Origin of the sequence: Streptomyces sp. NPDC050625 (assembly GCF_040654755.1) — a bacterium.
Taxonomy (GTDB): domain Bacteria; phylum Actinomycetota; class Actinomycetes; order Streptomycetales; family Streptomycetaceae; genus Streptomyces.
This window is the reverse complement of record NZ_JBFAIQ010000004.1, coordinates 230,668-251,946: the sequence shown is the minus strand read 5'-3', so window position 1 is coordinate 251,946 and position 21,279 is coordinate 230,668. Positions and strand designations below refer to the sequence as shown.

The 21,279-nt window shown below is 70.3% G+C and carries 24 protein-coding genes; 14 read left to right on the top strand and 10 right to left on the bottom strand.

Features of this window, described 5'->3' with window-relative positions; all coding sequences use genetic code 11:
* Nucleotides 1-4 precede the first annotated feature (4 nt).
* Nucleotides 5-643, top strand: coding sequence for a hypothetical protein (locus AB0I54_RS11605; protein ID WP_363295745.1), 639 nt, complete (start codon nt 5-7; stop codon nt 641-643).
* Here AB0I54_RS11605 and AB0I54_RS11600 read toward each other — a convergent pair.
* The 3 genes from AB0I54_RS11600 to AB0I54_RS11590 all read right to left on the bottom strand — a co-directional run bounded on the left by AB0I54_RS11600 (nt 574) and on the right by AB0I54_RS11590 (nt 3,408).
* Nucleotides 574-2,052, bottom strand: coding sequence for an MFS transporter (locus AB0I54_RS11600; RefSeq protein WP_363295744.1), 1,479 nt, complete (start codon nt 2,050-2,052; stop codon nt 574-576). The two genes, AB0I54_RS11605 and AB0I54_RS11600, sit on opposite strands and share 70 nt — an antisense overlap.
* A 17-nt stretch (nt 2,053-2,069) precedes the next feature.
* On the bottom strand, nt 2,070-2,879 hold the full coding sequence (locus AB0I54_RS11595) for an alpha/beta hydrolase (RefSeq protein ID WP_363295743.1): 810 nt from the start codon (nt 2,877-2,879) through the stop codon (nt 2,070-2,072).
* A gap of 70 nt (nt 2,880-2,949) precedes the next feature.
* The gene (locus AB0I54_RS11590; RefSeq protein WP_363295742.1) at nt 2,950-3,408 is read right to left on the bottom strand and encodes a cupin domain-containing protein; all 459 of its coding nucleotides are present in this window, start codon (nt 3,406-3,408) and stop codon (nt 2,950-2,952) included.
* A 128-nt stretch (nt 3,409-3,536) separates the two neighbouring features.
* Here AB0I54_RS11590 and AB0I54_RS11585 point away from each other — a divergent pair, with 128 nt between their 5' ends.
* From AB0I54_RS11585 to AB0I54_RS11555, 7 genes are all read left to right on the top strand, one after another.
* Nucleotides 3,537-4,163 carry a TetR/AcrR family transcriptional regulator gene (locus AB0I54_RS11585; protein WP_363295741.1) on the top strand — a complete coding sequence of 209 codons (627 nt, stop codon included), beginning with the start codon at nt 3,537-3,539 and terminating at the stop codon, nt 4,161-4,163.
* Nucleotides 4,164-4,249: 86 nt separating this feature from the next.
* A complete protein-coding gene (locus tag AB0I54_RS11580; protein WP_363295740.1) occupies nt 4,250-4,534 on the top strand; it encodes a hypothetical protein in 285 nt (94 codons plus the stop codon).
* 161 nt (nt 4,535-4,695) lie between these two features.
* Nucleotides 4,696-5,058 carry a three-helix bundle dimerization domain-containing protein gene (locus AB0I54_RS11575; RefSeq protein WP_363295739.1) on the top strand — a complete coding sequence of 121 codons (363 nt, stop codon included), beginning with the start codon at nt 4,696-4,698 and terminating at the stop codon, nt 5,056-5,058.
* Nucleotides 5,055-5,474 carry a VOC family protein gene (locus tag AB0I54_RS11570; protein WP_363295738.1) on the top strand — a complete coding sequence of 140 codons (420 nt, stop codon included), beginning with the start codon at nt 5,055-5,057 and terminating at the stop codon, nt 5,472-5,474. The genes AB0I54_RS11575 and AB0I54_RS11570 overlap by 4 nt, the downstream gene beginning before the upstream one ends.
* Before the next feature lie 135 nt (nt 5,475-5,609).
* Complete coding sequence (locus AB0I54_RS11565; protein ID WP_363295737.1) at nt 5,610-5,909, top strand: antibiotic biosynthesis monooxygenase; 300 nt, start codon at nt 5,610-5,612, stop codon at nt 5,907-5,909.
* A 302-nt stretch (nt 5,910-6,211) separates the two neighbouring features.
* Complete coding sequence (locus AB0I54_RS11560) at nt 6,212-7,453, top strand: SpoIIE family protein phosphatase (protein ID WP_363295736.1); 1,242 nt, start codon at nt 6,212-6,214, stop codon at nt 7,451-7,453.
* A 127-nt stretch (nt 7,454-7,580) separates the two neighbouring features.
* On the top strand, nt 7,581-9,038 hold the full coding sequence (locus AB0I54_RS11555) for an FG-GAP-like repeat-containing protein (RefSeq protein ID WP_363295735.1): 1,458 nt from the start codon (nt 7,581-7,583) through the stop codon (nt 9,036-9,038).
* 23 nt (nt 9,039-9,061) lie between these two features.
* Here AB0I54_RS11555 and AB0I54_RS11550 read toward each other — a convergent pair whose 3' ends face one another.
* On the bottom strand, nt 9,062-9,820 hold the full coding sequence (locus tag AB0I54_RS11550; protein WP_363295734.1) for a hypothetical protein: 759 nt from the start codon (nt 9,818-9,820) through the stop codon (nt 9,062-9,064).
* 157 nt (nt 9,821-9,977) lie between these two features.
* On the bottom strand, nt 9,978-10,535 hold the full coding sequence (locus tag AB0I54_RS11545; protein ID WP_363295733.1) for a hypothetical protein: 558 nt from the start codon (nt 10,533-10,535) through the stop codon (nt 9,978-9,980).
* A gap of 340 nt (nt 10,536-10,875) precedes the next feature.
* Here AB0I54_RS11545 and AB0I54_RS11540 point away from each other — a divergent pair, with 340 nt between their 5' ends.
* Nucleotides 10,876-11,667, top strand: a complete 792-nt coding sequence (locus AB0I54_RS11540; RefSeq protein ID WP_363295732.1) for a maleylpyruvate isomerase N-terminal domain-containing protein — start codon at nt 10,876-10,878, stop codon at nt 11,665-11,667.
* Nucleotides 11,668-11,686: 19 nt separating this feature from the next.
* On the opposite strand, the gene AB0I54_RS11535 is transcribed toward AB0I54_RS11540, so the two are convergent.
* A complete protein-coding gene (locus tag AB0I54_RS11535) occupies nt 11,687-12,190 on the bottom strand; it encodes a DinB family protein (protein WP_363295731.1) in 504 nt (167 codons plus the stop codon).
* Nucleotides 12,191-12,398: 208 nt separating this feature from the next.
* Here AB0I54_RS11535 and AB0I54_RS11530 point away from each other — a divergent pair, with 208 nt between their 5' ends.
* Together AB0I54_RS11530 and AB0I54_RS11525 are read left to right on the top strand one after the other, a co-directional pair.
* Entirely contained in the window at nt 12,399-13,127 is a 729-nt protein-coding gene (locus tag AB0I54_RS11530; RefSeq protein ID WP_363295730.1) for a hypothetical protein, read from the top strand.
* Nucleotides 13,108-13,455, top strand: coding sequence for a hypothetical protein (locus AB0I54_RS11525; RefSeq protein WP_363295729.1), 348 nt, complete (start codon nt 13,108-13,110; stop codon nt 13,453-13,455). Before AB0I54_RS11530 ends, AB0I54_RS11525 begins: the two co-directional genes overlap by 20 nt.
* On the opposite strand, the gene AB0I54_RS11520 is transcribed toward AB0I54_RS11525, so the two are convergent.
* Nucleotides 13,415-14,410, bottom strand: a complete 996-nt coding sequence (locus tag AB0I54_RS11520) for an EamA family transporter (RefSeq protein ID WP_363295728.1) — start codon at nt 14,408-14,410, stop codon at nt 13,415-13,417. The two genes, AB0I54_RS11525 and AB0I54_RS11520, sit on opposite strands and share 41 nt — an antisense overlap.
* 216 nt (nt 14,411-14,626) lie before the next feature.
* A complete protein-coding gene (locus tag AB0I54_RS11515) occupies nt 14,627-15,232 on the bottom strand; it encodes a CGNR zinc finger domain-containing protein (RefSeq protein WP_363295727.1) in 606 nt (201 codons plus the stop codon).
* Nucleotides 15,233-15,270: 38 nt separating this feature from the next.
* On the opposite strand from AB0I54_RS11515, the gene AB0I54_RS11510 reads away from it, so the two are divergent.
* Nucleotides 15,271-16,446 carry an MFS transporter gene (locus AB0I54_RS11510; protein ID WP_363295726.1) on the top strand — a complete coding sequence of 392 codons (1,176 nt, stop codon included), beginning with the start codon at nt 15,271-15,273 and terminating at the stop codon, nt 16,444-16,446.
* 21 nt (nt 16,447-16,467) lie between these two features.
* On the opposite strand, the gene AB0I54_RS11505 is transcribed toward AB0I54_RS11510, so the two are convergent.
* Both AB0I54_RS11505 and AB0I54_RS11500 read right to left on the bottom strand, forming a co-directional pair.
* The gene (locus AB0I54_RS11505; RefSeq protein ID WP_363295725.1) at nt 16,468-17,139 is read right to left on the bottom strand and encodes an enoyl-CoA hydratase-related protein; all 672 of its coding nucleotides are present in this window, start codon (nt 17,137-17,139) and stop codon (nt 16,468-16,470) included.
* Nucleotides 17,140-17,281: 142 nt separating this feature from the next.
* Complete coding sequence (locus tag AB0I54_RS11500) at nt 17,282-17,854, bottom strand: TetR/AcrR family transcriptional regulator (protein ID WP_363295723.1); 573 nt, start codon at nt 17,852-17,854, stop codon at nt 17,282-17,284.
* A gap of 225 nt (nt 17,855-18,079) precedes the next feature.
* Between AB0I54_RS11500 and AB0I54_RS11495 the strand changes: the two genes are divergently transcribed.
* Nucleotides 18,080-18,319, top strand: a complete 240-nt coding sequence (locus AB0I54_RS11495; RefSeq protein WP_363295722.1) for a chaplin — start codon at nt 18,080-18,082, stop codon at nt 18,317-18,319.
* 289 nt (nt 18,320-18,608) lie between these two features.
* Nucleotides 18,609-21,275 (top strand): hypothetical protein, encoded by a 2,667-nt coding sequence (locus AB0I54_RS11490; protein ID WP_363295721.1) that lies wholly within the window; start codon nt 18,609-18,611, stop codon nt 21,273-21,275.
* Nucleotides 21,276-21,279: the final 4 nt, after the last annotated feature.

Here is a 21,279-nt window from a genome sequence, read left to right as displayed (position 1 = left end):
CCGGATGAGTGACGGTCCGCAGAGCACGCGAGGACCGGCCGGTCGCCACGAGTTGTACTCCGAGGACGCCGTCATGGGTGCCGCCGACCGCCGTTGGCGGCTGGAGTCGGCCATCCGCTTCGGCCACGCCACGGTGATGGACGCCGACGCCGAGACCCTCGACCGGCTCGTCCACCGAGTCGGCCGGGACCGCTGGGCCTATTCGTACGTCACGTTCCCCTACGACCTCGACCGGCTGGGCGAGGGCCGCCGCTACGAGGGTCTGCGCCTCACGGTGACGTACCGTCATCCCCGTGTCCTGGCCGAATACCTGGCGCCTTCGCACGACAACACCGATGTCCCGATCTCCGAGGCCGTTGTCACGTTCGGGCTGGGGCAGCCCCGCATGACGTGGGACTTCAGCCCGTGCGAAGGCGACGTGGAGCTGGCGCCGCACGGTCGGGTGGTCCACTGCCTGGTCCGGCGCCCGCCCGAGGTCGAACAGGTGGAGGTGGTGCTGGAGGCGGAGGTGACGATCGTCCGCCAGCTGCTGGTGGTGGACCGCCGGACGGCGCTGATCCGGGAACCGGGTCACTATCTGCTGTCCTTCACCGAGGGCACCTTCGAGCCGTTCGACCCGGGCCTCTCGTTCCGCATCTCGTGAAGGGGCTCGGCCCGGTCGGGCAGTTGCCCGCCGTCCGCGTTGCCGCCGTCGCCGGCCATGTGAGCCCAGGGGCCGGAGGTCAGGATGCCCAGGGCGAGGATGGCCAGACCGCAGCCGACGATGATCCACCAGACGGCGGGGCGCGTTCCGGCGGCGATCACGGCACCGCTCACCGCGATGCCGAGCGCGGCGCCGACCTGACGGCTGGTCGCGGCGATCGCGGCGGCCACTCCTGCCTGGGCCCGCGGCAGACCCGAGACCGCCGTGTCGGTGATGGGTGCGTTGACGAATCCGAAGCCCAGTCCGAACAGTGCGTACGCCGCGTAGAGCAGGAGGCCCGTGCCGTCCCCGGAGCGAGTGGCGGGCACGGCCAGCGCGCCGCCGGCGGTGATACCGGCGCCGGCGATGAGCAGCGGGATGCGCGGCCCGCGGCTGCCGACCATCCGCCCGGACAGGGGCGGGCACAGCAGGCACAGCACGGCCATCGGCAGCAGGCGCACCCCGGCATCCAGCGGACTGAGCCCCAAGTCACCTTGCAGATGGAGGGCGTTGGCGAACAGGAAGCCGCCGAGTGCGACGAAGGCGCAGACCGCCATCACCGTGGCCCCGCTGAAGGATGCGCTGCGGAACAGACGCGGATCGATCAGCGGTTCGTCACGTCTCCTCTCGTACGGCACGAGCCCGGCCAGCGCACCCGCCGCGGCGGTCAGGCTGGCCACGATGACGGGTGAGGTCCAGCCCCGGCCCGGCGCCTCGATGACGGCGTACGTCAGCGTGCCGAGCGCCGCGATCACCAGGAGTTGGCTCACCGGGTCCACCCGGCGGGGCCGTGGCGCACGGGACTCCGGTACGCAAAGGGCGGCCAGCACCAGCGCGGCCAGCCCGATCGGCACGTTCAGCCAGAACACCGACCGCCATCCGGCGATCTGCACCAGTACGCCGCCGAGGACGGGACCGGCCGCCATGCTGATGCCGACCACGCCGCCCCACACGCCGATGGCCCTGGCCCGCTCCGACGGCCGCGGGAACGCGTTGGCGATGACGGCCATGGCGACCGGGGTGAGCATGCAGCCGCCCAGGGCTTGCGCCATACGGAAGACGATCAGCCAGTTCAACGACGGTGCCAGGCTGCACAGTGCCGATCCGCCGGTGAACAGCACGAGCCCGAGTCGGAAGACGCGCCGTCGGCCGACCCGGTCGGCCGTGGAGCCGGCGAGTATCAGCAGCGAGGCCAGCACGATGGTGTAGGCGTCGAGGGTCCACTGCAGGCCCGCCACGGAGCAGTGCAGGTCTTGCTGTATCGAGGGCAGGGCGACATTGAGGATGGTGGTGTCGAGGCTGACCAGCAGGACGCCGAGACAGCAGACGGCCAGGACCAACGACGGTCTGCCGCGGTCGGGTTCGGGCACGGCCGGACCTTCCGGAGTCAGGGCCGCGGCCGGTCGGTGGCGTGGGTGTCGGCGAAGTCCCAGACCACGGGGAGGAATTGCTCGGGCGTCTCGGTCTGGGGCATGTGGCCGGTGCCCTGCAGCAGCCGGAACTCCGCGTCGGGGATGGCCTGTGCGTACGCGCGTCCGTAGTCGGCGTCGACGACCTGGTCGCTTGCGCCCCACGCGACGAGTGTCGGGTGGGTGATCTTGGCCAGTCGGTCGGGCAGGGCGGGGTCGGCCATGGCGTTCGTGCCCGAATAGACGCGCAGCGTGGCACGGTTGGCGGCCATGACCGCGCGCTGCGCCTCGGAGAGTGTGCTGGGGTCGAAGCGGAACTTCGAGGGGTCGTGGAAGGAGAGCCGGGACAGTTCGACGGGAGTCAGGGAGAAGGCGTCCGCGATCGGGTGGCCGGGGACGTCGATGCCGACGGCGTTGACGAGGGTCACGCTGCTGATCCGGTCGCTGCCCAGCGCCGCCAGTTCGGCGGCGATCCAGCCGCCGACGGAGTTGCCGACGACGGCGACGTCCCGCAGGTCGAGCGCGTCGAGCAGCCGTGCGTAGACCTGGGCCAGGGTCGTGACGTCGGTCAGCCAGTCGGGACGGTCGGTGCCGTCGAAGCCGGGGTGGACGGGGGTGAACACCCTGGCCGGACGCTGCTCGGCAAGGAGTCCGGCGAACGGGGTGACGGTCTGCGGACCGCCGCCTCCGTGCAGGAGCAGGAAGGGGTGCCCCTGCCGGCCCTGGAGGTCGACGGTGACGTCGAGGGTGCCCTGGTCGACGGTGAGGGTGTGGGTGCTGCTGGTCATGTGGGGCTCCTGAAGTGGGCGGCCGCGACGGGCCGCGGCGAGGGGAAGGGCCGGCGGGACAGCGGCGCCGTCAGGCGTAGTCGGTTGCGGGAACGGTGGCGTAACGGCTCATCACCGCGACGGTCGACTCCGGGGTCAGCTCCTGACCGCCGGCGATCATGTCCCGCAGGTCCCGGAAGTACTGCACATACAGGTCGGGCGTGAAGGTGTTGAGCATCACGGCAGGCTCGTCGCCGAGGTTGGCGAAGGTGTGCGGAGCGCCGGGCGGGATCATTGCGAGCGTGCCGGCCGGGGCCACGTGGGTCGTCTCCCCGACGGTGAAGTGCACGGTTCCGGAGACGACGTAGAAGCCCTCGTCGTGCTGGGCGTGGCGGTGCTGCGGCGGCCCCTGGGTGTGCGGGGCGAGGGTGATCTCGCCGATCCCGAGGCGGTGCCCGGTGGTGCTGCCGTCCTCCAGGATGCGCATCTGTGTCGGGCCCAGCTGGATCGTCTCGCCGTCGTCCGGGCCGACCACGGAAACCGTAGTCATCGCTGCCTCCTTCGTGAGAGCCGACTCTCATGAGAGTAGAGAAGTCGAGGCTCGTTATGCAAGTGAACTCTCATAACGAGAGTCGAGTGCTAGGATGAGGGTGAAAGCACAGAAGGAGAGGTTCCACGATGACGGCGCAGGCGGGCACCGGCCGCACCAACCAGAAGCAGCGCACCCGCACGGCGATCGTGGCGGCCGCCCGCGAACTCATCGGCACGGGCGCCGAGGTGACCATGCCTCTGATCGCCCGCGCGGCGCTGGTCTCCGAGGCCACCGCCTACCGGTACTTCCCCGACCTCTCCTCACTGATCAGCGAGGCCCTGGCCGGCGCCTGGCCGCCCCCCGCCGAGGCGCTCGCGCCGGTCGAAGACTCCACCGACCCCGTCGAGCGGGTCGCCTTCGCCTGCGAGTTCCTGCTCCGCGGCATCATCGCCCGCGAGGGAGCGGTACGGGCGATGATCTCGGCCACCATCACCCGCCCCGATGCGGCGACCGCCCGCCCCGGAATCCGCTTCGGACTGATCGACCACGCACTCCTCCCGCTCGAAGACACCCTCGGCACAACGGACTTGGAAGCCTTCGCACAGCTCAAACGGGACCTCGCGGTCACCGTGAGCGCCGAGGCACTCTTCACCCTCACCGACCTGTGCGGGCTCGACCCCGAAGAGGCGATCAAAAGCGCCGTACGGACGGCGACGACACTCACGGAGGCCGCGGTCCGCTCGCACGGGGCGTCGGCTGACCCCTTCCGGTGACTGACGGACGACGCGCGCATGGATCGCGCGTCGCGGAGGTACAGCGTCTCCGCCGTGAGAGTCCCGGAATCGTGAGGAGATCAGCCGTGTACGCAGCCGTCAGACGGTACGAGGGAGTGACCGATCCGGCCGAAGCGGGGCGCCGGGTGAGCGAGGGGTTCGTGCCGCTCATCCGTCAGATCCCCGGCCTCCTGGCCTACTACTGGGTCGACGCCGGGAACGGAGTGATGATCTCGACCAGCGTCTTCGAGGACGAGGACGGGGCGCATGAATCCATCAAGAAGGCGGCGGTCTTCGTACGCGACCACCTCGCACCGCTGCTCCCCAACCCTCCCCAGGTCATGTCGGGCCAGGTCGTGGCCTTCGCGTAACACAAGGGGCGGCACATCCAGATCGCACCGGGCACCGGCCGCCGGCATGGCCGGTTCCCCTCGTCACGCCCGAAGCGGAATGCAATGATCACCAAAGCGCGGCACTCCCGCGCGAGAGTCCCAGTGGGGGCCGAGAGGCCCCCTTCCAGGCAGGTGACACTGTGGCCGACGCAACGCGTGAAGAAGAGGCCATCCGCGGCGTCGTGGAACGCCTGAAGGGTGCCTTCAGCGCGACGCACAGCCAGGACGAGATCGAGGCGGCGGTAGCCGAGGCACACGCGTCATTCACCGACGCCCCGTTCGCGAGTTCGTCCCTGTGCTGGTTGAACGCAAGGCGAGGGCCAGGCTCCAAGGGGACTCCGGTTGAAGGCGATCCTGCCGTGCGTCTGATCACCGTGAACCCCAGCGTGACGCGAGCCGACGGCACAACGTTCGAGCCCGCTGGTGCGTGGGGGGTGCGCTGCATCCATCCGCGCACCACACATGCCATCGAGTCTGCCGAGTCCGCCCAGGCGACCGCATGAATCGGCCCACACACGGCACGCTGCATCACATCGAGTTGTGGGTGCCGGACCTCCAACGCGCACTCGCCTCGTTCGGCTGGCTGCTTCAGGCGCTGGGTTACGCCGTCCACCAGAGCTGGAACGACGGCCGCAGTTGGCGGCTCGGGCCGACCTATCTGGTCATCGAGCGATCCCCGGCCCTCACTGCCGAACGGCACGATCGCTGCCGTCCGGGACTGAACCATCTGGCCTTCCATGTCGAGGACGCCACCGCGGTCGAGAAGCTGGCCGCCGACGCCGCTGAGCATGGCTGGCAGCTGATGTTCCCCGAGCGGCATCCATACGCCGGCGGCGGCCGGCACTACGCCGCCTACCTGGAGAACGACGACGGCTTCGAGGTCGAACTCGTCGCGATCAACCCAACCGAACGCAACTGAGATCGACCGGACCACAGGTCCCGACGATCACACCTGAAGGTGCGGCGCGGCGGCCGAGGTCGCCGCGCCGGCGGTGCGATGGTTCTCCCGAGAGGCTGTGTGAAGCATGCCGAAAGCCACCCATGGGAGTGCATCATGACGCAACTCGGTCTGCTGGCACGCATCGAGGCCAAGCCGGACTACGCGGACCAGGTCGAAGGCCTGCTGCGCGACGCTGAGCAGCTCGCGCGGCAGGAGTCGGACACCGTCACATGGTTCGCGTTCCGCCAGGGCCCCACCACCTTCGGCATCTTCGACGCCTTCGACGACGAGCAGGGGCGCCAGAGCCATCTGCAGGGCAGGATCGCCGCCGCGCTGATGGAGGTCGCCCCGGAGATGCTCGCCGAGGCGCCCGACATCAAGCCCGTCGACATCCTGGCCGACAAGCTCCCCTGAGCGACCGCTGCTCTCGCCTGCTGCCGGTTCGCCCTCGACCGGCCGGGACTGTGGGGAGTCGGTGTCATCCGCTCGACCGTCGCCGCGGCGGCTCACCGTCGTCCCGCGCAACGTACGCTCACTGGTCATTCCGCCCACGGCCTTCATAACGACCCGATACGGCGCGGCCGGGTACCGTGCCGTGGCACTGCATCCGGAGCTCCGACACTCCGACGCCTGGCCAGGCAGGACGTAGCGGATGGCGGCGCGCATAGTTGGCACCTAAAGGAGAGGATCCACCAGAGCCGAAACGGAGTGTGCGGGTGACGACGCCGCCGATCGACTACCGGGCACTGTTCGCGGCCACGCCCAGCCCACACCTCGTGCTGGACCCCGGCCTGGTGATCGTCGACGTCAACGAGGCCTACTGCCGCGTGACCGGGCGCACCCCGGAAGACCTTGTCGGGCAATACCTCTTCGACGCCTTCCCGGACAATCCCGAAGACCCCGATGCCGACGGGATGCGCAACCTCAACGCCTCGCTCCACCGCGTACTGCACTCACGCGAGGTGGACCCGATGGCCGTTCAGAAGTACGACATCCCCGTGGCCGACAAGCCAGGAGTGTTCGAAGAGCGCTGGTGGTCGCCGATCAACACTCCCGTGCTCGGGCCCGACGGACAGGTGGCATGGATCATCCACCGGGTCGAGGACGTCACCGAGTTCGTGCTGGCCCACCCGTTCCCCCCGCGGTCGGGCCAGACGCTCAGCGAGCGGGAAGCCATGGAGGCCGAACTGTACGCGCGGGCCCAGGAGCTCCAGCAGCTGAACGAGGAGCTGCGCCAGGCCCACGCCCGGGAACGCCAGGTCGCCGTCACGCTCCAGGAAGCGATGCTGCACTCCCCCGACCTGGCCCGGCACCCCGACGTCGTCGTGCGTTATCTGCCCGCCTCCGAGGGGCTGAACGTGTGCGGCGACTGGTACGACCTGGTGGACATGTCCGACGACGTGTTCTCCGTGGCGGTCGGGGACGTGGTCGGCCACGGACTGGAGGCGGCGGCCACGATGGGCATGCTGCGCAGCGCGCTGTCCGCCGCCGTCCGCGCACTCAGCGAGCCCGCCCAGGCGATGGAGGTGCTGGGCCTGTACGCCCGCTCGGTGGAGGGAGCACTGGCCACGACCGCCGTCAAAGCCGTCATCAACACCCGTCTTCGGCACATCACCTACAGCAGCGCGGGGCATCTCCCACCCGTCCTCGTGCACGCCGACGGCACGTTCGTCCTCCTCGACCAGGCCACCGACCCTCCGCTGGGAGCCCGCCCCCTCCATGTCCCCCGCCCGCAGGCCGCCGTCCCCTACAAGCCCGGTGACACGCTCGTGCTCTACACCGACGGACTCATCGAACGACGCGACGAGGACATCGACACCGGCCTGCGGCGCATGACCGACATCCTCGGCGACAACGCCCGCCTCACCCCCGACCATCTGGCGGACACCCTGCTCGCCCGCCTCGGTGTGAGCAGCGGCGGTACCGACGACATCGCCCTGATCGTCAGCCGCCTGTAGCCTGGTCGAAGTCGTCACAGCAGCCTCAAAAATTCACCGAACTCACGTACAACCCTTGCGGTTTGTCGAAGGTCTTCTGATCGCAGCGCCCGGTTCCCGGGAATCCGCCCCATCTGGAGACACTTACGTGAAACACCCTCTGCCCGGAACCACGGCCCTCGCCGCCCTGCTCGTCGCGGGCCTCACCCCTTTGGTCCTGTCGACTCCCGCCTCCGCCGCACCCTCCGGACTTGCGGGCGACTTCAACGGCGACGGCTACCGGGACGTGGCCATCGCGGCCCCCGCGGCCACGGTGAACGGGAAGTCGTGGGCCGGGCAGGTGGCCGTGGCCTACGGCACGGCGAGCGGGCTGAATCCGGCCAAGCACCAGCTGATCAGCCAGGACACCGCGGGCATCCCCGGCAGCGCCGAGAAGGACGACGAGTTCGGCGATCAGCTCGCTGTCGCCGACCTCAACCGCGACGGCTACAGCGACCTCGTCGTCGGCGCCCCGCACGAGAAGGCCGGCAGCGCCGAGGACGCGGGCACGGTCGTCATCGTCTGGGGCTCCCGCAGCGGCCTGTCCGGCGGTACGGCGGTGAAGAACCCGCAGACCCTGTACGGCAGTTACTTCGGCCTGAGCATCGCGGCGGCGGACTTCACCGGCGACGGCAAGCCCGACCTTGCGATCTCCGCGCAGAGCGACTCGGGCAGCCCCACCTGGCGGATCCGGCTGATCCGGGGCCCGTTCAGCACATCGGGCGCGACCGGCAGGGTGTCCTCGTACTCCCCGGGCATCGACAAGCCCGTGCTCACCGCCGGCCGGGTCAGCGGCGACACCAAGGCCGACCTCGTGGTCACGGGCCGGAAGCCCGACCGCGACCAGCTCGCCACCGCTGTCTACTACAAGGGCACCTCCGACGGCATCAGCAGGACGACGACCCTGCGCGCCGCCGAGTCGGCCGCGATCGGCGACCTGAACAAGGACGGCTACGGCGACATCGTCCTCGGCAACCCCGAGGATCCGGCCGACGAGCCCTCGGCCTCCGCCGGCGGCAAGATCCACGTCATCTACGGCACCTCGTCCGGCCCGAGCGGCACGCGCCGCGTCACGTACACGCAGAACACCGCGGGCGTCCCGGACACCTCGGAGAACGGCGACAGCTTCGGCCAGGCGCTGGCGATCGGCGACTTCGACAAGGACGGCTACGGGGACCTCGCGGTCGGCGCGCCGGGTGAGTCCTTCGGGGACGACGCCCACTACTTCCCCTCCGCCGGGGCGATCACCCTGCTGAGGGGCTCGGCTTCCGGCGTGACCACGACGCGCCCGGTGTTCCTGACCCAGGACAGCCCCGGCGTGCCCGGCTCGGTGGAAGGAATCGACAACTTCGGCCAGACGCTCCTCGCCTCCGACGTGAACCACGACGGCCACGCCGACCTCACGGCCGTCGCCGGTCAGGAGAACGACCCCGAGGGCGCGGCCTGGTTCCTGCCGGGCGCAGCGTCCACGCTCTATTCGACGACGGCGTCGACGACCTTCGGTCCGACCAAGGTGGGCCTGCCGGCCCACAAGTACACCGGTTTCGGGTCCGACTTGGCGGGCTAGTCCAGCGGTTCACGCGCAGCCCATCAGCGCGTGGGCAGCTGGTCATAGGTTTTGAAGGTGTAGGCCGCGTCGTACGTCATGAGGTTTCCGCTCGCGGCCGGGAGGCCGAGCCGCTGGTTGAGGAGTCTGGTCAGCGGTCCGCAGTGTTCGGCGGCGGGCGCGATGAACGTGTCGTCGTACGCCGAGAACTTGATCAGCGGCGGGTCCTGCGAGACCCACTGCGAGGGGCCCGATCGCTTCAGCTGGAAGTCGATCGGCGCGTCGGCCCCGATGGTGCAGTTCGGCGCCAGTTGGGGGCTAAGCAGACGGAAGCGCAGGCTGAACTGTCCTGTGTAGAAGTCGGATCGGCCGCCGTACTCCGGCTGTATGGCCAGTCCCCGAAGCCGCGCGTGCTCGCTGACGACGGGAGCGGGGAAGCCGCCCGGTACGGCGGTCGGTGTGCTGTGCATGGCCCCCCACACCTGCCCCTTGGTGCCGTCGGGCAATGGCCCCTCGGCATGGGTCATCGTGATCGGAGCGAGCGTCACGGTCATCTTGCCCATCGACAACTGCGGTGCGGCGGTGTGCACTTCGCACCGCCAGCGGGCCGGGTCCGCTCCTGCCGGGAGGGCCGGGCAGTCGCTGAAGTCGGTCAGGGGCTGGTCCGCGACGGTCGGCCCGGCGTACGCATGACTGGGCGAGTGGGCCCCTGCGACGGCTGCCAGGGCGGCGGCGCCGACGAGGGACACGGCGGCGCGGCGGGCGAGAGCGGGGCGACGGTGATCGGCGGTGGTGTGCGGCATGAGCAACAGCCTGCCGCTCCCTCCCCCGCGTCACCATTGGTGACATCCCCGTCCCTGCCCTGATCCGACCCTGAGGCCGTGTCAGGGGTGCTCCCCCAGACGGGCCGTCCTTCTCTGCCTCCGCCCTCCGTCGGCACCGGCGGCCGGCTCGGTGGTGTCAGAACCGAATGTCCGGGTCCCGGAGGACCACGCGCAGTCTGTCGTCGGCATGGTCGGTGTCGAGCTCGGGGCAGAACCAGACGTTCTGCCTGGGGGCGGCGGCCGGGTCGTCCGCGACCATCACCCACAGCAGCAGACCCCAGAGCACGGTGGGTGGGTGACCGGCCAGTCGAGCGCCCAGCCCGACGGGTACGGCGGCGCCGATGCGTGGTGGCGGCGGGCCGGCCACGTCGGGCGGCGTGAAGTCGCAGGCGCCGTGCCCGGCGAGGACCAGCGGGGTGTCCTTGACCTTGAGCCAGTGCACCTCGATGCCCTGCGCGACGCGGTCGAGCGCGGCCGCCAGCCACCCGCGCACCGACGCCTCCGGATCGAGGAGCCAGTTCAGCGGGCCGTCGGGGTCGGTGGCGTGGCTCAGATCGTCCCGTGGAGGGCCGTACTCGGGGTTCTCCACGGATTCCCCCACCACATTGCCCTCCCTGTCCACCAGCCACCAGCGTCGTACGGACTCCGGCGGTGCCCAGGTCTCCGAGGCGTACTCTGCGTCGATCTCGAACATCCAGCGATCCCCGTTGTCGCTGTGGCTCGGCAGCGGAAGGTTCCGCAGTCCTTCCGGCAGTGTCCCCGGCGGCCACGAGCCCCGCGGCGGGTCCGGTCTCCGTCTGCGCCCGAAGATGCCCATTCCCTGCCCCCACCCCCCGGCCGGTCCAACCCGCCGGGCGTGAACATCCCTGCCCATGACGGCGCCGGGATAGGCCTGGCCGACGCGGCCGAACGCCTGCGGGCGCCCGCGCGGCCCACCATACGAAGTACGCATACCCCGGCGCGGCAGGCCTCGGTGGCCGTAGCGTGATGACGCTATCCAATCCCCATCCGGATCGATCATTCGTGGAGCAGGAATGGGCAACGACGACACGGTCATCGCCGTACTGCGCAAGGGACACGACGCTCTCGCCGGCTCGGTGTCCGGATTCAGCGACGACGACCTGGCCCGGCCGTCGGGCGCGGCCGAGTGGGACCTCTCGCAGGTGCTCAGCCACCTCGGCAGCGGTGCCGAGATCGCGCGGGCCGGAGTCGAAGCCGCCCTCGGTGGCGCGCCGAACCCGGGCCCCGACTTCAACCACTCCGTCTGGGACAAGTGGAACGCCATGACGCGGCGGGAGCGCGCCGACGGCTTCCTCCAGGCGAATCACTCACTGATCACGCGGTACGAATCCCTGGACGCCAGCACCCGCGAGAAACTCCGGATCGACTTGGGCTTCCTGCCCGCCCCCGTCGACGTGGCGACGGCGGCGCGGCTTCGTCTCAGCGAGTTCACGCTGCACTCCTGGGACATCCGCGTCGTCTTCGACGAGCGGGCCGCACTGCCCGCCGACGCCGCCGCGGCACTCCTGCACGGAGAACCGGACCTGCTCGCCTGGACCGGCAAGGCCGACGTGCTCGAAGGCCGGCACACGGCCCTCCACGTCACGACGACCGAGCCCGCCTCCGACTTCGTCCTGCGGCTGCGGACGCCGATCAGCGTGGACTTCGACCTGCCCGAGCGACCCGACGGCACACTGGTTCTGCCCGCCGAAGCCTGGCTGCGGCTGGTCGCCGGACGGCTCCCCGCCCGGTACACGCCCGACGGCGTTGCCACGACGGGCGCCGCGGATCTGGATCTGCTGCGCCGGGTCTTCCCCGGCTACTGATCCACGCGGTGAACCGGATCTAGTCGCCCGTGCGCCCGTCGGTCATCTCGCGCAGGATGTCGAGGTGGCCGTTGTGGCGGGCGGTCTCCTCCACCAGATGCAGCAGGATCCAGCGCAGGTCCACGGCGCTGCCGTCGCGCCGCTTCGTCCGGGCCTTGGTGTCCAGATCGTGCGCGGCCACCAACTCGTTGTAGCGCGCTGACTGTTCGGCGTACTCGTCGAGCAGTTGCGACAGCGGGAAGTCGACGGCTATGCGCATCTCACGGTCGGGGTCCTCGTCGGTCCAGGGGCCGTTGTCCTCTTCGCCGAGAAAGACGACCTGGAACCAGTAGTACTCGACCCAGCGCAGATGGTTGATCAAGCCGCTCAGGGTCATCAGCGGCGAGCCGGGGAGGAGTGCCTTGCGGGCGTCCTCGTCGGAGAGTTCCTCGCACTTGGCACGCGCGGTGGCGCGGACGTAGTCGAGGAAGGTGGTCAGCTGAGTGCGCTCGTCCCAGGCGGGAGGCGTATCGGTGCGTGTCATCGGCCGCAGCATCTCCCGCCGCGCAGCGCGGTGTCGAGGAGATTTCCCAACTCGTCGATCTTGCCCGCGGATTGCTGAGCAGCCGCAGCGCCTTTCACGGCCAACTCCCCCTCCCCGAACAGGCGTGCGCGGCATCCGTATGCTCCGCGCATGAAATTCTTCCGGTCGCGCGGTCAGCGTCTGGGCGCTGAACCTCGCCGCGATCGCGATGAACGCGCAGGGCCGCCACGCCGAGGCCTGCGCCGCACACGACGCCCTGCTGCCCGTCTTCGGCAGGATCTTCCGCGCCGAACACCCGCAGACCCTGAAACTGCTCTCGGACCGCGCCCAGACGCTGACCGCACTCGCCCGGCACGCCGAATGCGAGGCGGAGTGCGCGGCCGTCGCCCGTGTCGCGGCCCGCGGCACGGGGCCGGAGATGCCCTTCCTGGCGGCAGCCGCCCGCAACGGACAGATCTACGCCCTCAACGCGCAGGACCGCCACGGGGAGGCCGAGACGCTCGCTCGTGAGGCCCTCGCCGCCCACCGCACCCCGGATCGGTTCAGCCTGGTCCTGCGGCTCGGCCTGGTGCGAAGCCTCAACGGTCAGGGCCGCCACGAGGAGGCTCTCGCCGAGGGCGGAGCGCGCCGACGACCCTGCGCCGCGGCCGGCCCCAGGACGAGCACCGTGCGGAGACCGGCGCCGTCGAGCCGACCCTGGCCACGGCCCTGCTGGGGCTGGGCCGTGGCACCGAGGCCCGCGCCCGGGCCGCGGCCGCCCACTACGCCTGCCTGGCCAGCTTCGGCCCGGACCATCGCCGCACCGCCGAGGCGCTGGCGCTGCTCCACCGCATCGACGGCACCTGACCGGGCCACTGTGCGCATTGCGGCACGCGCCGCAGGGCGCTACAGCCGGAAAGCCGAACTAGTGTTGGTGTGTGAAATACGACTTTCCTGACGATCTACGCAAAGCACAGAGCGATCTCGAACAGGTGCGTGGCGATCTCGCCCGCCTGATCGCGCGGCTGCCGTATTCCGTGGAGCCCATCGAGGCCTGGGAGCGCCCGGAGGGCTATTGGCGCGACGGCTCCCCCGCCTACCCCGACTCCCCTGGTTGGACCCCCGAGGAGCAGTCGCAGGTCGCCGCGCTTCGAGAGCGGGAGCAGGAACTCGCCGTCACGATCGTCACCCACTCCTACTGGGCCACGCTGGAGCCCGCCGAGCGCCCGGCCGCCCGCGACGCGCTCAAGCACACCCAGGACACCCAGAACGCCCAGGACGCCTAGGACCGGCAGGACCAGCGGGCTTGGCGGCCAGGAGGACGAGACCCAGCGCTAGGACGGCCAGCCCGGACCAGGAGACAGCCGGAAGGCGCTCACCCAGGACGGTGACGCCCAGGACCGCTGCGACCGCGGGCTCGGCCAGGGTCAGCGACGTGGCCACCGATGCGGGGGTGTGGCGCAGTCCGTGTCCGAAGAGCCGGTAGGCGAGGCAGACGGTGAACAGGGCGAGGTACACGGCCACCGCCGCGCCGCGCGGGGTGGCGAGCCAGCGCACGTCGGTGAACACGACGACCGGGAGGACGAGCAGGCCGGCCGCGCCGAACAGGACGCCCATCACCGCGTCGGATGCGTGCCGGTGCGCGATGAGCCTGCCGCCGATCATCGAGTAGACGGCGTACGACAGCCCCGCGCACATCGCGAGCAGGACTCCCGTCAGGTCAACCGGCGTACCTTCCCCGGCCAGTTCGGGGCCGAGGACGAGGAGCGTGCAGCCCACCACGGCGGCCGCGGTGGCACCGGTCCAGCGTGCGGTCGGCCGTGCCTGCCCGGTGATCCAGGACAACAGCCCGGCGAAGACCGGCGCGCTGCCCAACGCGATCACGGTGGCCACGGCCACGCCGGTGCGTGCCACGGCCGGGTAGAAGGTCACCGGGTAGCCGGCAACCGCCAGCGCGCCCAGGACGATCAGCCATCGCTCGGCACGTGTGCAGGCGGCGGGCAGGGAGCGGGCGCCCCGCGAGGTGAGGAACAGCAGGATGCCGCCGAGGCTGAGACCGGCGCAGCCGATGGCCGCCGCAGCCGCGCCGGACGGTGCCAGGGAACTGGCGGTCCCGGTCGTGCCCCAGAGTACGGCCGAGGCGAGGATGGGCGCGGGGCCGCCGAGGAAACCGGTGCGAGAGGGGCGCGGGGCGGCGGTGGCCGGGCGCGCGGGAGCCAAGGGGGAAGTGCGGTTCGGCACAGTCGTGATCTTCCGTCGTCGAATGCGTCTGGGACTCGATCAGAAACGGGCGCACGACACGAGCCCCTGACCGCCCTGCGGGGTCGGTCGGGGCCGGAGATCAAACTGTCAGCGTCTGCGCCCGGTCAGGCGCAGAGCGGCGGCAGAACGACGTGCCAGTAGGTGTTCACCCGGCGATCGTACCTGTCGGTGACGCACCCCGGAGACGTCGAGGCGCTAGCTGGTCCTGCTCGGCCGGTCGAGGTCGAGGGAGTGGGAGTGGGAACGCCTGTGGGCGGCGACCCGCTCTCGGGTAGCGCAGCGGCGGGAGCAGTAGCGGCGTTCGGGGCCGCTGCCCTGGCTGATGAAGACGTTGTCGCAGCTGGGCGACGCGCAGATCCTGCCGGGCGGGCGTTGGCGGTCCCAGACGAGGACGGTCAGCGCCATGCACGACGAGGCCAGGAACCACTCGCTCCAGGGGGCGTCGTCGTCATGGTCGAGGTGGGGGTGCCAGGGGGTGCTGCCGCCGTGCGAGGTCAGGCGGAGCGGTCCGGTGTGTTCCCGCAGCAGACGGTTCAACGCGGCGGCCGCTCGGTCGACGTGCTCGGCGGCGAACACGTCCCTCAGCAGCGCCGCGGCTTCGCGCATCCGGGAGAGTTCACGGCGGGTGAGGTCGACGGGACCTGTCTCGCCGTATGCGCGCAGCACCTCGGCGACGTCGCCGGGCTCGGTGTGGTCATCGGCGAGGGCGTTGACGAGGGCGGCGGTGCGCCGGGCCATCGTCAGCACGGAGTGCCGGGTCGACCAGTCGTCGTCGGTGGACACCCTCGGAATGTAACGCATATTGCATGGTTTTGAGTTACCTCCATAACGTCCTGTGGGTGAAAAAGCGTTACTCGATGGGTCCCGGTCCCCTTCTCGCCGGAGCGGTGGCAGCCCGCACCGGGGACGAGATGTCGGGACCGGCGCTGATGCTGGCGGGATTCACCCTCGCCGGATCGAGCGCCGAAGCGTCGGCGCTGCTCGCGGGCATCACGGTCTCCGCCGTGGCAGGGGGGCCGGTGCTGGGGGCGCTCCTCGACAGACATGAGCGGCCCGGACGCCTGCTCGCCGGAGCCCTCGTCCTGTACGCGGTGGGCCTGGGGGTGATTCTCGTGGCGCTCGGCCGTCTTCCGTTGGCCGTCACGGTGGTGATCGCGGTGCTCACGGGACTGATGGGGCCGGCGTTGTCGGGCGGCTGGACGGCTCAACTGCCCCGGACGGTGCCGGGCGACCGTCTGCCGCGGGCGAACGCACTCGATGCGATGACCTTCAGCGCGGCAAGCCTGGCCGGTCCGGTTCTCGCCGGTGGCGTGGCAGAGGTCCTCGGGGCACCGACGGCCGTGCTGGTCTCCGCACTGCTCATCGGCTCGGCGATCCCGGCGGCGTGGCTGCTGCCCGCGCAGCCCCGTCGGCCCCGGGTCGCCCGGCCGACCTCGGTGATCGGCGTCCTCGCTGCCGGAATACGCGTCATCGTCGGGAGACCCCGCTTGGCACGAGCGACGGTCTCCTCGGTCGTCTCCTGTGCCGCTCAGGGCATGGTGACGGCTTGCGTTCCGCTCCTGGGCGAGCGTGTCCTCGGCGGGTCCGGCCGGGGTGCCGTGCTGCTCTCCTGCGCGGCGTTCTCCGCGCTGATGGCCAATGCCGTACTGGTGCGGTTCCCGCGTTCCTTGACCCCCGACACGATCATCTGGGCCGGCGCCCTGGTCCAGGCAGCCGCATTCGCGTTGGCCGCCTCGGGCCGGCCGGCCGTGCTAGTCGTGGCCCTGCTCATCGCCGGGATCGGTGAAGGGCCGCAGCTCACCGCCTTGTTCGCGGTGCGCCATCGGGAGGCTCCCGAGCAGCTGCGCGGACAGATCTTCACCACGGGCGCGAGCTTGAAGATCACCGGGTTCGCGGTGGGAGCGGCGGTTGCCGGGCCCATCGCGACCTGGTCCCTTCCGGGCGCACTGGCGGCGGCAGCCTGCGTGGCGGTCCTCGCGGCACTGGCCTTCTTCGCATTCCCGTCGGCCGCCTGACGCAGACGGCCGCCGCGGGCGTCAGCCGAGGGGGTTGCCCGTGTCGCGCAGGGCGGCGAGTACGGGGGCGTACATGCGGGCCTTGATCGTGCCGAGGGTGTCGCCCGCCTTGCCCGACTGGGCCTGAGCCATCTCGACGGCGGCACTCCGGACGGCGTCCTCGGCGACGGCACGGTCGACGATCCCGGCGGCCGCCGCGTCCTGGCCACCGTAGCGGCGACCCGTGACCATGGCCTCATGGGCGGTCTGCGGGGCCAGACGGGCCTGGATGAGCGCGGACATGCCCGGGGTGAAGGGGATGCTGATGTCGACCTCGGGCAGACACCAGAATCCACGGTCGGCACGCATGACACGGAAGTCGTTGGCCAGGGAGAGCATCGCCCCGGCGGCGAAGGTGTGTCCCTGGAGCGCGGCCACGGTGATCACGGGCAGCGACAGGAAACGGGTGAAGAGCTCGTGCACGGACACGACGTAGTCCTGGTACTCGTCGCTGTGGGCGAACAGCCACTCCAGGTCCAGGCCGTTGGAGAAGAACTTGCCCGTGGCGGCGGTCACCAGGGCGCGCGGCCCCTCCGCCTTCTCCACCTCGTCCAGGGCGTCGTTGACGGAGGCGATCCAGTCGGGGTGGAAACGGTTCTCGCTGTCTCCGAGGTCGAGGATGTAGACGCTGTCCTGGCGGTCGAGTGCGGGCATGGTGGCTCCTCGGGTCGGGCGGGGTCGGGACGGCGGGGCAGCGGGTTGGGACGGCAGGTCAGCGGGTTGGAGCAGCGGGTCAGCTGGTTGGAACGGCAGGTCAGCGGGTTGGAGCAGCGGGTCAGCTGATTGGAACGGAAGGTCACGGACCGCGGTCCGTGTCGGGCCGGTCCCGCAAGGCATGGGCCAGCAGGTCGTTGATCTCAGCGGCGGCCGCGTCCAGCGGAGCCGTACTCCGCTCGGCCCGGCACATGATCACCGCGCCTTCGACCGCGGCGATGACGAACACCGCCAGCCGCCTGCCGCGCTCCTCGCGCAGGCCGTGGCGGACGAACAGGGCGGCCAGCGCTTCCTGCCAGCGGGCGAACACCTCGGCGGCGGCGCGGGCGAGTTGCGGGGCCTCGTCGTTGGTCTCCACGGCCACCGCCACGATCGGGCAGCCGGCCCTGAAGTCGCTCTCCACGAGCCGGTGGCGCCACAGCGCGAAGAAGGCGTCGATCGCCTTCAGCGGGTCCTCGGCCCGTGTGGCGGCGTCGATGGCACCCGTGATGAAGTCACCGGCGAGCGCCACGGCCTCGTCGATCAACTGCGCACGCCCGCCCGGGAAATGGTGGTACACCGAGCCACGGGGGGCACCGCTGTGCGCGAGGACCCGGTCGATGCTGGTCGCGCCGGCGCCGTATTCACGCAACAGGGCAGCGGCACTGAGAACCATCCGCTCCCGGCTGTCGCTCTTTCGCCGACTCACCTCGCAGACGCCGCCCCTCTGAAGTCCTTCAGCCTTTCGAGCGATTACCTGCTAGTAACTTATGGTGTATGGCATAGAACATGCAAGACCCGACAGGCAAGGCTGTACCCTCCGTCCGGCCTAACAGCACGTGCGCGCCCGGCGGCCCACCGCATGTGATGGATGCACCCCACCTTCGACAAGGGAGACCACATGCGCATCCGCACCGCTGCCGTGACCGCCGTCCTCACCGGCGCCCTCGCTCTCACGGGGACCACGGCCGCCTTCGCCGCCGACCCCAATCCCGTCGGCGTCGCCAGCGACAGCCCGGGCGTACTCTCCGGGAACGTGATCCAGATTCCCATCGACATCCCGGTCAACCTGTGCGGCAACACCCTCGACATCCTCGCGTTCATGAACCCGACTTCCGGCAACACCTGCACCAACAGCTAGCGCGGCCGAACAGGCCTCCCGCCGGACCCGGCTCGGGAGGCCGCAGGTCGGCAACGAGGCCCCGGGCCCACGACGGGCTCGGGGCCTCGTTGGTCCGCCGAAGTCGCCGGGCCGGGCCGCCGGCATTTTCGGCCATGGGCAAGCGGCTTCCTGAGTCACGGCGTCGCCGTCGTCCGATCCTGGAGCGATCCGAAGCGTTCATCGGAATTCATTGAAGGAAATAGCGTGATTTCGCGCCCGACCTCCATGGCATGTTGGCCTTCCTTTCTTCTCCCCATGGAGGCCACGCGTGCGCAATGTTGTGCCCGGCTCCGGGACGACGCCCGTCCATCCCAAATGGTCGGACCGCCTGATACGGCAGATCGACACCTTCGTGGCCCGAAGGTCCAGGGCGGCGAAAGTACCGGCTCTGGTGCTGGTCAGACAGGACGGCGGCGACGTCCGGGCACCGGCCCATCTGGTCCGGGAGTATGAGCACCGGCTGACGCGAGGCCGGGGCAACTCCCTTTTCCAGGTGCCGCACGCCGTGGTGGACGACGCCGAGTCGAGCGGCGGGTTCATCGAGGCGATGGATCAGGTGGCGCTGCGGCTGGAACTGACCATGCCCTCGGGGAGCCTGAACCTGTCGGCCTTCCATACCTGCCGGGCCGTACTCGACCTGGAGCGTGGCGCGGGAGATGTCCGGGCCCGGCAGAAACCCATTCTGGACGGGCTGCATGCCGCACTGATCGAGCGGCGCCGGGTGCTGGGTTTCGGCGCGAAGATCGCGGGATTCTTCGGACAGCATTTCCTGACCGGCTGGATCCAAGGACTGGTGGCGGCACTGATCGTCGGCATTCCCAAGGCCTTCTACCGGTTCCGGCTACGGCACTGGGGCCTGCGCTGGGTCGCCGACGAACTCCACGCCTCGTGCTTTCTGGACGCCGCCCTCGCGTTCTGCCGGGAGAGCGAGCTGGACCGGGAGGACCCGCGCGTGCGCCGGATCCTGCTGCGCGCCCTGCTCAGCGATCTGCGCAGGGCCACCCGGCGCCGGACTCCCCTGAGCCATCGCTGGGCCCGCCGCCGGTGGGCCTTCGTGGTCCTGATTCCCGAGATCGACGACGTGAACGGACCAGGGCGCGCGTTTCTCGGCACATTCGAAGAACTCGCTCGCGACGAAGCGTCCTCGCCGCTGTTCATTCTGGCCGCGAGCGCGGGGGCACCACCGGACTACGCCGTCCCCCTCGGCGCGGACCTGACCCGGCCGAACGGTATCGCCGACAAGATCTTCACCTGCCTGAACGAGGGCAGCGCCGAGCCGGTACGCCTCGTCACGCTGCCCGCCGAGGACGACGACGCGGAACGCTCGGCGGAGAACGGGCTGAAGACCCATCCCAGTGTCAACGCCCGCAAGGACAGCGGCCTCGACTGGCTCCGACCGAGCGCGGTGCCGTTCCTGGCCGGGCTGATCGCCCTCTTCGTCATCGCCCCTGCCTACATCTGGCCGCCGCCGTCCCCGTCACCGTCCGCGCCGCCCTCGTGCAAGACGGTCGCGACCGGTGAGCGCGTCGGCATCACCGACGGGAGCGAGTGCGACCTGGCGGTTCAGGGAGAGCGCGGAAAGGAGCTCCGGGAGCTGGAGCGGCAGGTCGCCGAACAGAACGCGCAGCTCACGGACGGGCGGTATCGCACCCTGGTCTTCCTGGCACCGCTGAGCCTCCAGGACGGGGTCTACGACGACCCGCCCATCGGGCTGCAGGTCCTGCGCGGGGCGATCGCCCAGCAGCGCAAGCTGAACGGCGAGGACCGGCAGAACAAGATGCCGATCCGCCTGCTGATCGCCAACACCGGTCAGTACTTCCGCTACGGATCGCACAACACGGCGGCGCCGAACGCCCCGGACGTCAGCCGGATGATCATCGAGCGTCAGGAGCGGGACCACATCGCCGCCGTCGTCGGGCTCACCCAGAGCCGGCCCGAGTCCCTCGACGCGGCACGCGAGCTCGACCAGGCGGGCATCCCGGTCATCGCCAACGGAGTGACCGGCAGCGCCATGGTCGGCCCCGACTCTCCGCAGCGCTACTTCCAGATCTCCGCGCCCAACACACGGGTCGCGCCCGTCCTGGCCGACTTCGTCCGTCACTCCCCCGAGGTCCGGTCGTTCACCGCCGGCACCCCGCACGCCGTGGTCGTGTACGACCCGACCGACGCATACTTCAGCACGGACCTGAAGAACCTGTTCGTCGATGCCTACCGGGCTTACGGCACGGTCGACGAAGTCACCTACAGCGAGAAGCCCGGCGCCACCACACCGGCCACCATCGCGACCGATGTGTGCAACAAGGTCACGGCGACCCAGGGCATCGTCGTCTACCTCGGCCGTTCCGGAGTGCTGCCGAGCCTCCTCAACGCCATGCAGAGTGCGGGCGGCCAGTGCCAGCCCCCGCAGGGCACCACGATCCCGCTGATCGCGGAGAGCGCCCCCATCGACTTCCAGACCGAACCGCAAAAGACGGCGCAGGCGTACCCGTACATGACGATCTTCTACGAGACGGCGAACGCGCCCACGCAGGATTCCCGTGACCCCTACGCCCAGTTCGCCCGGAACTTCGCCAAGGTCTTCGGTGACCGGGGAGCCGACGCCGATGCCGCGGGCGGCTACGACACCGTGGGAATCGTCACCCAGGTCATCGAGAACGTGCTGCCCACGTCCCCCGACTCCGACATCAAACCCAATGACATCTATCTCTGGCTGACCGCCCACGGTGTGTCCCAGTACCCGGGCGCCTCCGGAGTTCTCCAGCTGGACGGCCGGAACAAGTATCCGCCCGACAAGGCGGTGTTCATCCGCGAGATCCGGCAGCCCGACGGCATCACCGACACGCTGCTCAGCTGCGGACTCCTGCCCAACCGGCAGAATCCCGCCCGGTGGGGCACCGAAGGCCGGACCTTCCCCTGCCTCCGGGACCACGACTGACCCC

Excerpts from the sequence above, each read along its gene's own strand:
- AB0I54_RS11605 (WP_363295745.1), top strand. The coding sequence starts at position 5 with ATGAGTGACGGTCCGCAGAGCACGCGAGGACCGGCCGGTCGCCACGAG.
- AB0I54_RS11595 (WP_363295743.1), bottom strand. The coding sequence starts at position 2,879 with ATGACCAGCAGCACCCACACCCTCACCGTCGACCAGGGCACCCTCGAC.
- AB0I54_RS11590 (WP_363295742.1), bottom strand. The coding sequence starts at position 3,408 with ATGACTACGGTTTCCGTGGTCGGCCCGGACGACGGCGAGACGATCCAG.
- AB0I54_RS11585 (WP_363295741.1), top strand. The coding sequence starts at position 3,537 with ATGACGGCGCAGGCGGGCACCGGCCGCACCAACCAGAAGCAGCGCACC.
- AB0I54_RS11570 (WP_363295738.1), top strand. The coding sequence starts at position 5,055 with ATGAATCGGCCCACACACGGCACGCTGCATCACATCGAGTTGTGGGTG.
- AB0I54_RS11565 (WP_363295737.1), top strand. The coding sequence starts at position 5,610 with ATGACGCAACTCGGTCTGCTGGCACGCATCGAGGCCAAGCCGGACTAC.
- AB0I54_RS11550 (WP_363295734.1), bottom strand. The coding sequence starts at position 9,820 with ATGCCGCACACCACCGCCGATCACCGTCGCCCCGCTCTCGCCCGCCGC.
- AB0I54_RS11545 (WP_363295733.1), bottom strand. The coding sequence starts at position 10,535 with ATGTTCGAGATCGACGCAGAGTACGCCTCGGAGACCTGGGCACCGCCG.
- AB0I54_RS11540 (WP_363295732.1), top strand. The coding sequence starts at position 10,876 with ATGGGCAACGACGACACGGTCATCGCCGTACTGCGCAAGGGACACGAC.
- AB0I54_RS11535 (WP_363295731.1), bottom strand. The coding sequence starts at position 12,190 with ATGACACGCACCGATACGCCTCCCGCCTGGGACGAGCGCACTCAGCTG.
- AB0I54_RS11530 (WP_363295730.1), top strand. The coding sequence starts at position 12,399 with ATGAACGCGCAGGGCCGCCACGCCGAGGCCTGCGCCGCACACGACGCC.
- AB0I54_RS11515 (WP_363295727.1), bottom strand. The coding sequence starts at position 15,232 with ATGCGTTACATTCCGAGGGTGTCCACCGACGACGACTGGTCGACCCGG.
- AB0I54_RS11505 (WP_363295725.1), bottom strand. The coding sequence starts at position 17,139 with ATGCCCGCACTCGACCGCCAGGACAGCGTCTACATCCTCGACCTCGGA.
- AB0I54_RS11500 (WP_363295723.1), bottom strand. The coding sequence starts at position 17,854 with ATGGTTCTCAGTGCCGCTGCCCTGTTGCGTGAATACGGCGCCGGCGCG.
- AB0I54_RS11495 (WP_363295722.1), top strand. The coding sequence starts at position 18,080 with ATGCGCATCCGCACCGCTGCCGTGACCGCCGTCCTCACCGGCGCCCTC.